Origin of the sequence: Zhengella mangrovi (assembly GCF_002727065.1) — a bacterium.
GTDB lineage: Bacteria > Pseudomonadota > Alphaproteobacteria > Rhizobiales > Rhizobiaceae > Zhengella > Zhengella mangrovi.
Genome location: NZ_PDVP01000039.1, coordinates 1 through 6,430, shown reverse-complemented (window position 1 = coordinate 6,430; position 6,430 = coordinate 1). Strand labels below are relative to the sequence as shown.

Here is a 6,430-nt window from a genome sequence, read left to right as displayed (position 1 = left end):
TCTCGACAACGAGCGCCGTTTTTCGCTTCGCAGTCCAACGTTTGATGCTGTCGTCCATCGTCACACTCATCGCTACTCTCTCCTTTGTAGCATGAGCAGATTTTCACTGGGTCGATACACTGGCCCGGATCGGGAACGGCTGCGGCGATGGCAGAGGCGGTAATTGGACCGATGCCGGGTATCGTCGCGAGACGACGGCTCGTCTCATCGGCCCTGTGCCAAGCGAGGATTTCCTCCTCCAGGTGATCGATCTGTCGTTGGAGTGCGTCCAACTGGGTGACAACCGAGAACAGAGCGGATCGGGCGTGTTCAGGCAGGTTGTCCTGCTCTTCATGCAGCAGTTTTGTGAGGGCATTCACGCCACCGGGGACCTGTGGCCGTGACCATCCCGTACTCTGCCAAATGGGCGCGAAGTGCATTGATCAGGGCGGTCCGCTGACGCACCAGAAGGTCCCGCGTCTTGTGCAGCATGAGAACGCCCTGCTGCTCCCGGCTCTTCACCGCGACGAAACGCATGGTCGGCCGCGTGACCGCCTCGCAGATCGCCTCGGCGTCGGCTGCATCAGTCTTCCCTCGCTTCACATAGGGTTTGACGTAGGCCGGTGGCATCAATCGAACTTCGTGGCCTAACTCCTGAAGCTCGCGCGCCCAGTGATGGGCTGATGCGCAGGCTTCCATCCCAACAAGGCTTGGCGGCAAGGCTGAGAAGAACGCGAGAACCTCCCCACGCCGCAGTCTTCGGCGAATCTCGACTGCTCCATCCGCGCTCACTGCATGCACCTGAAAAACTCTCTTTGCGAGATCGAGACCAACGACGGCAATATCCTCAATCATATGATGTGGCTCCTTAGACCTGGCTCAACGGCCAAATCATTGCACACTACGCCGGTGCAGGGGCCGTCCACAGCATCAGGTCACCCACAATCTGGAACACTCGATGAGCCGGCGGGGAAACTGCCACGACCACGCTGTCGCCGAGAGCTTCTTCAACCTGCTCAAGCGGGAGCGGATACGGCGCCGGACCTACAAAACACGCACCGAAACACGTCAGGATGTGTTCGACTACATCGAGATGTTCTACAATCCAAAGCGCAAGCATGTCAGGAACGGGATGCTTTCACCCGTCGACTTCGAACGGCAGCAGAAAATGAGAACCGAGGGCGTCTAGAAAACTCGGGGCTATTCAATCCCCTTTATGGGTACGTCACCTAGCGGTTTCTTTCTCCGTATACTTTAATGGCATCCTCCACCGAACCGTCGAATACCAGCTTACCTTCCTCGAGTATAATTGCTCGATTGCACACTTCTCGAATGATCGCATTGTTATGACTTGCAAGCACAACAATTTGAGCGCCTTCAATATGGCTTCTCAAGCGTTCCTTAGCCTTGTTCAGGAAATACTGATCCCCCGCACCGATCCATTCGTCCATTATGACAATATCAGCTGGATAACATGTGGATATTGCAAATGCCAGACGCATCCTCTGGCCAGCAGACAGCGTATCTAATGGTGCTCCAATTTTGTCATTTAGGTCAGCAAATTCAAGGATCCCCTTTACCGCTTTGGTCAGTTGTATCTGCGTCAACCCAAAGGCGGTTCCCCTCAAGTATATATTCTCTAGCACACTCGCTTGAAAATTCATGCCGAGAGATATATTCATCAAAGAAACAGATCTACCTATTTTTTCGATGATTCCCGTAGTCGGTGCATATGCTCCGGTGAGCATTCGTAACAACGTCGTTTTTCCGGCTCCATTGCGGCCGATAAAAGCTATACGGTCTCCAGAATAGATTGTTAGGTTTATATCAGACAATATCTCATTGAACTGTCTTCTATATCGCTGAAAAATAGACCTTCTAAGAATTTGGCGCCAGCCTGCATCAGGCGGAGATGTGTTAGCAATACTCACGGGAACCTTAAGGCTCACGTTTACCAATTGAATCGATGCTGAACTATCAGTCTTTTGCATTGTTTCTCGCTGAACACTCATATCCATAATGCTACATAACGTGCATACCGCCGATATATGAAGTCGGTTATGAGTAAGCCGAATAACGAAAAGATAGCAATATAGATTAGCGAAAATTGAGAAACGTTTCCATCTAGAACTGGCGCCCGTACTATCTCAATCATGTGGAAGGCAGGATTCATCCTAACAATCTTTCCCAAGGTTGAAGTAATAGGAATACGATCTGCTTCCCACATAACAGGAGTCATAAGGAATCCAAACAAAAGCAGAGTGTTTATCAAATCTGCCGTTTCTGGTAATCGCGCAGAAACTATAGCGACAAATGTTCCAATCCAAATAAGATTGATGATTATTATCGGCAGGGTTATAATTAAAGTGAGTGTTGCGATCAAATGTTGAGAATACAACAAGGCTATCGCGACCAAAGCCACCAGCAGTCCAAATATATAATTAAAAAGCGCCTTAGAAATAACGCGTAAGATGTATTGCATTAAATTAATCTGCCCTTCCATTACGAACGGCTTGCTAGCACGTATACATTGCGCTGATTCTGTTGCGACGTGAATAAATAAGCGCCAAAGCGGATAACCTAAGGCCAGGTGCGGAATAAAGCGGTCCACTGGCGCACCCATGAAGCCTGAATATACGTAGCCAAGACCAAATACGAATACAAATGGATTGATCAGTAGCCAAAGAATCCCAAGTTTGGCTCTTCTGTATCGAGTAACAATATCGAGCCACGCAGCGTAGGTCCAAAAGTCGCGATGCTGCTGGGCGAGCATGAAATCACGAAACATATTATGCCCCGCCTAACAACCAGAGAATGCAGAAGATCGACAGGATCGGAGAATACGACAAATCCAAACCTCCCACCATAGGTGTAAAATATATTCTATGCACAGGCTCTGTATCTACTTCACCCATCTACCTATTTCACTAGTTGCAAGCCACCAATAGTGTCGCGCTTAAATACCGAGCCGACTTACGATACATAAGCATTTAATCTAATACTCAGTCATTGTTTATACGACCGACAACCGCACGATGTTAGTTTGCAGCTCCGGATCTAGGAAGACAAGACAGCTTGCCTCAAATTCGCAAGGCCCATGCTCGCATCCTGACGCAACTGTTCAGGAAATTCGAACTTCTCTGCATCCAAGACGCTATTCAAAGCAGATTCGAAATGCGGTGACTTAAAGGGTGATATCCATTCGCTTCGGTTACACATCCCATAAAATGATTTGAACTTGTCAGCCGCCGAAAGAGAAAGTGTTGGCCGATTGCAGCTCATCGCAACAACACATCCATGAAATTTCATAGATGCAACCTTTTCGCATGAGAGCAATGCTTCAGTTAATTTCTCCGGCGAATTCCTAATGAGTATATCTGTATTCCCTAGCTCAAGCCCTACCATATGAAGAAAATCATCGCGCATTGTATTATCTGTACCCAATATAATGAATACGGGATTGAGCCCCCTTTCCTCGGCTTTCGTAATAAGCATTTGCAAATGCTCCGGGTGAGGTGGATTCGGTTGGTGCCGTAGCACAATTCCAAATCGTCCAGGAACCGGAGTTTGCTCTTCAAACAGCTGCGAACAAACGATGTCTGGCTCAGCTACAACCGGCACTCTTGGCTGCAGATGCTTTTCTATCCAATCTCGGCTTTCTATGTCTCGTGCAGAGACACGCTTGACATTCGGATGTTGAAAAAATTTACGCATTTTCAGCACAACGTGTTCATCATAACCGCCCCAGCGCGGCACTCCAACTCCATGAATGTAGACCGGCCTGCGAAGATACTCATCCCGCCAGTATGCCTCGGAAAAAAAGTAAGGGATTACAAGATCTCCGCCGCCGATTATAATACACTCCTTATCGTCTACCATTTCCCGGGATTCTTTAGGAGTATATTTGCTAGGATAACCAGTAACATCGGTCACTTCTGAATCTGAAAATACCTGATCTCGCATGATAATTCGGAAATACTCATCCCCATAATTACCCCAACCATAGTAACCGACAAGGCCAATTTTTTTCTTAGACACAACCATGTCTCCAGTTCTCATGCTCGATTTGTTTTACTGCCCAACAGAAAAGTGCGACAAGCTTCAGCTATGCGTTGCGCGGCCTTTCCGTCGCCATATGGAGATGCGCCAGTGCTCATAGAAGCATAATAGCTAGAGTCAGTTATAAGCCGTTCCACCTCCGCGATTATGCGATCACTGTTTGCTCCCACCAATGAAGCCACCCCTTCCTCGACAGCCTCTGGCCGCTCAGTTTCCTCTCGGAGGACCACAACTGGCTTCGCCAAGCCAGGCGCCTCCTCCTGTATGCCTCCGCTGTCTGTGATCACGATGAAGGAATTTTTTATGAGCCCAACTAGGTCCGTGTAGTCAGCCGGAGGGATCAAATGAAACCTATCGAGGTTACCTAGTTTCGCATGTACTACATCGTGAATATTTGGATTAGGGTGAACCGGATAAACGAACTCAAATCCATCAAACTTATCATGAAGGCTCTTTAACGCCTTACAAATTTCGAGTATTGGCTCACCAAAATTCTCTCGTCGATGAGCAGTAACCAGTATTAGTTTTCTTTTTTTATCTATTGGATAATTTACTGGCAGGTCGCGACTAGCAACATCGTGCAAAGCATCAATAACCGTGTTGCCTGTTAGATATACATTATCTTTTGGCTTTTTCTCAGACAGCAAATTTTCTACAGCACGTTGCGTCGGAGAAAAATGTAGATCGCTTACAACGCCAGCTACAACACGGTTCAGCTCTTCTGGGAATGGGCGCTTAATATTATTCGTCCTAAGCCCTGCTTCAACGTGCCCAACAGCGATATTTCTATAGAAAGCTGCCAAAGAGGATATCATTACTGATGTTGTGTCGCCTTGAATTATTATCATATCAGGCTTCTCAGCTAGCAAAAGAGCATCCAGCCGTTCAAAAATTCGAGCACTAAGGCTGGCGAGCGACTGATTTGGCGTCATGACATCTAGATCATGGTCAATAATAATCTCAAATAGATCCATTATCTGACGAACAAGATCCCTGTGTTGCCCAGTCGAGACAACGATAGGATCTGCCCAACCGCTGTTTTTCAGTTCACGGATGACAGGAGCCATTTTCACACATTCCGGCCTCGTGCCCACAAGACACATAATCCGCGATTTTTTCATTGGAGAAGCTATCCTGATTTGGGAATTTTGAGCTGCCCGACATAGCTGCTAGGTATTTCAATTGCAAAGTTTTGTCATTGGCTCATGATGCAGTGTTAGCAGCGCATTTAGAACACATACCAATCGTACGCAAGGATCGATAAGGATTTTCGTTGTGGCTCCATATTTTTGGCTCCCTCCCCTCCCTTGAGCTTATCCGTATGAATTGGAAGACCTAGAGCATTCTCGGTCATTCCGGGTGACCTGATGTGGTGCACGGCCTCCGCTCTCTGCATCGCAGTATGCCAAAGTGTGGCTGTCAAAGTCACACAAGAAAGAACCGTCAATAGTAACGGTTACCACAGTCGGTCTGGATATCGCAAAGCACGTCTTTCAGGTGCACTGTGTTGATGCGGGAGGCGCGGTCATCATCCCTCGCAAGCTGCGTCGCGACGAGGTCGCCACGTTCTTTGCATCACTTTCGCCATGCCTCATCGGCATCGAGGTGGCATGCCCCACCGGGTGGTCCGGTTTGATTGTTAGTGCATTGTGGGCTGCTCCGATACCATTCTCTGGACCGCCGGAGGGTAGAGTTTCCGGCCTATTTGACGAGGGACCCGTTTTGGGACCAACCGGCTGGGGAATTTCCCGGGTCTGACACTCACGGCGGACCGGATGCGCCGGAGGCATTCATGAGCGATATCGGCGGTTTGTTTCCGATGGCGCTGTGAGGGCGAACCTCATTGTAGTCTCTACGCCATTCCTCCATCTTCTGGCGGGCGTCGTCAAGCGTCAGGAACCGGTGGGCATTCAGATGGCGTAATCGGGTTTTCGCGCCCGGTTCTGCTGGTGTTCTTCTTTCCGTCAGCGAACATAGCCAAGGAGGACGGACGATGGCTGCGCTTTATGCTGGGTTGGACGTGTCGCTGGAACTGACCAGCGTTTGTGTTGTCGACGAAGAGGGGCGGATGGTCCTAGAGGCCAAGGTGGCCTCTGAACCAGATGCGATCATTCGTGAGCTACGCGAGGCACCTGGCGACTACGTTCGGGTTGGCCTCGAAGCTGGGCCGCTTTCGCAATGACTGTGGTTCGGCCTCAAGGATGCCGGACTGCCGGTGGTGTGCATCGAGGCCCGGCACGCAAAGGCGGCGATTGTGGCGATGAACCGGAACAATGGCCTGCTGCCGGTTTCGTGGACACGAAGATAAGATCGTGACCAAGGAACTGGAGAGTGGATATGACGAGACGGAAGTTCAGCCGCGAGTTCAAGATCGAGGCGGTGAAGCTGGTAA

Annotated in this window: 5 protein-coding genes and 4 pseudogenes; 3 read left to right on the top strand and 6 right to left on the bottom strand. The window is 49.3% G+C overall.

Annotated elements, in window-relative coordinates; translation table 11 throughout:
* Positions 1-125: 125 nt before the first annotated feature.
* Positions 126-834: pseudogene (locus CSC94_RS23740) on the bottom strand (IS110 family RNA-guided transposase); the annotation flags it as partial.
* A gap of 85 nt (positions 835-919) precedes the next feature.
* On the opposite strand from CSC94_RS23740, the pseudogene CSC94_RS23735 reads away from it, so the two are divergent.
* Positions 920-1,168: pseudogene (locus tag CSC94_RS23735) on the top strand (IS3 family transposase); the annotation flags it as partial.
* A 40-nt stretch (positions 1,169-1,208) separates the two neighbouring features.
* On the opposite strand, the gene CSC94_RS23730 reads toward CSC94_RS23735, so the two are convergent.
* From CSC94_RS23730 to wecB, 4 genes are all read right to left on the bottom strand, one after another.
* Positions 1,209-1,970 (bottom strand): ABC transporter ATP-binding protein, encoded by a 762-nt coding sequence (locus CSC94_RS23730; protein WP_165784585.1) that lies wholly within the window; start codon positions 1,968-1,970, stop codon positions 1,209-1,211.
* A gap of 17 nt (positions 1,971-1,987) precedes the next feature.
* Entirely contained in the window at positions 1,988-2,767 is a 780-nt protein-coding gene (locus CSC94_RS23725; protein WP_099308841.1) for an ABC transporter permease, read from the bottom strand.
* Positions 2,768-3,036: 269 nt separating this feature from the next.
* The gene (locus CSC94_RS23720; protein ID WP_165784584.1) at positions 3,037-4,023 is read right to left on the bottom strand and encodes a polysaccharide pyruvyl transferase family protein; all 987 of its coding nucleotides are present in this window, start codon (positions 4,021-4,023) and stop codon (positions 3,037-3,039) included.
* A gap of 11 nt (positions 4,024-4,034) precedes the next feature.
* Positions 4,035-5,141, bottom strand: coding sequence for a non-hydrolyzing UDP-N-acetylglucosamine 2-epimerase (gene wecB, locus CSC94_RS23715; protein ID WP_280950010.1), 1,107 nt, complete (start codon positions 5,139-5,141; stop codon positions 4,035-4,037).
* 343 nt (positions 5,142-5,484) lie between these two features.
* Here wecB and CSC94_RS25135 point away from each other — a divergent pair.
* A pseudogene (locus CSC94_RS25135) lies at positions 5,485-5,682 on the top strand (IS110 family transposase); the annotation flags it as partial.
* 117 nt (positions 5,683-5,799) lie between these two features.
* Here the strand turns inward: CSC94_RS25135 and CSC94_RS23710 are convergent.
* Positions 5,800-5,964, bottom strand: a pseudogene (locus CSC94_RS23710) (integrase core domain-containing protein); the annotation flags it as partial.
* Between the two features lie 67 nt (positions 5,965-6,031).
* Between CSC94_RS23710 and CSC94_RS23705 the strand changes: the two are divergent.
* Positions 6,032-6,220, top strand: a complete 189-nt coding sequence (locus tag CSC94_RS23705; RefSeq protein ID WP_099308838.1) for a hypothetical protein — start codon at positions 6,032-6,034, stop codon at positions 6,218-6,220.
* Positions 6,221-6,430: the final 210 nt, after the last annotated feature.

What these genes read in the sequence shown, in the direction of transcription:
- CSC94_RS23730 (WP_165784585.1), bottom strand. Translation starts at nt 1,970, where the DNA reads ATGCAAAAGACTGATAGTTCAGCATCGATTCAATTGGTAAACGTGAGC.
- CSC94_RS23720 (WP_165784584.1), bottom strand. Translation starts at nt 4,023, where the DNA reads ATGGTTGTGTCTAAGAAAAAAATTGGCCTTGTCGGTTACTATGGTTGG.
- wecB (WP_280950010.1), bottom strand. Translation starts at nt 5,141, where the DNA reads ATGTGTCTTGTGGGCACGAGGCCGGAATGTGTGAAAATGGCTCCTGTC.
- CSC94_RS23705 (WP_099308838.1), top strand. Translation starts at nt 6,032, where the DNA reads ATGGCTGCGCTTTATGCTGGGTTGGACGTGTCGCTGGAACTGACCAGC.
- CSC94_RS23725 (WP_099308841.1), bottom strand. Translation starts at nt 2,767, where the DNA reads ATGTTTCGTGATTTCATGCTCGCCCAGCAGCATCGCGACTTTTGGACC.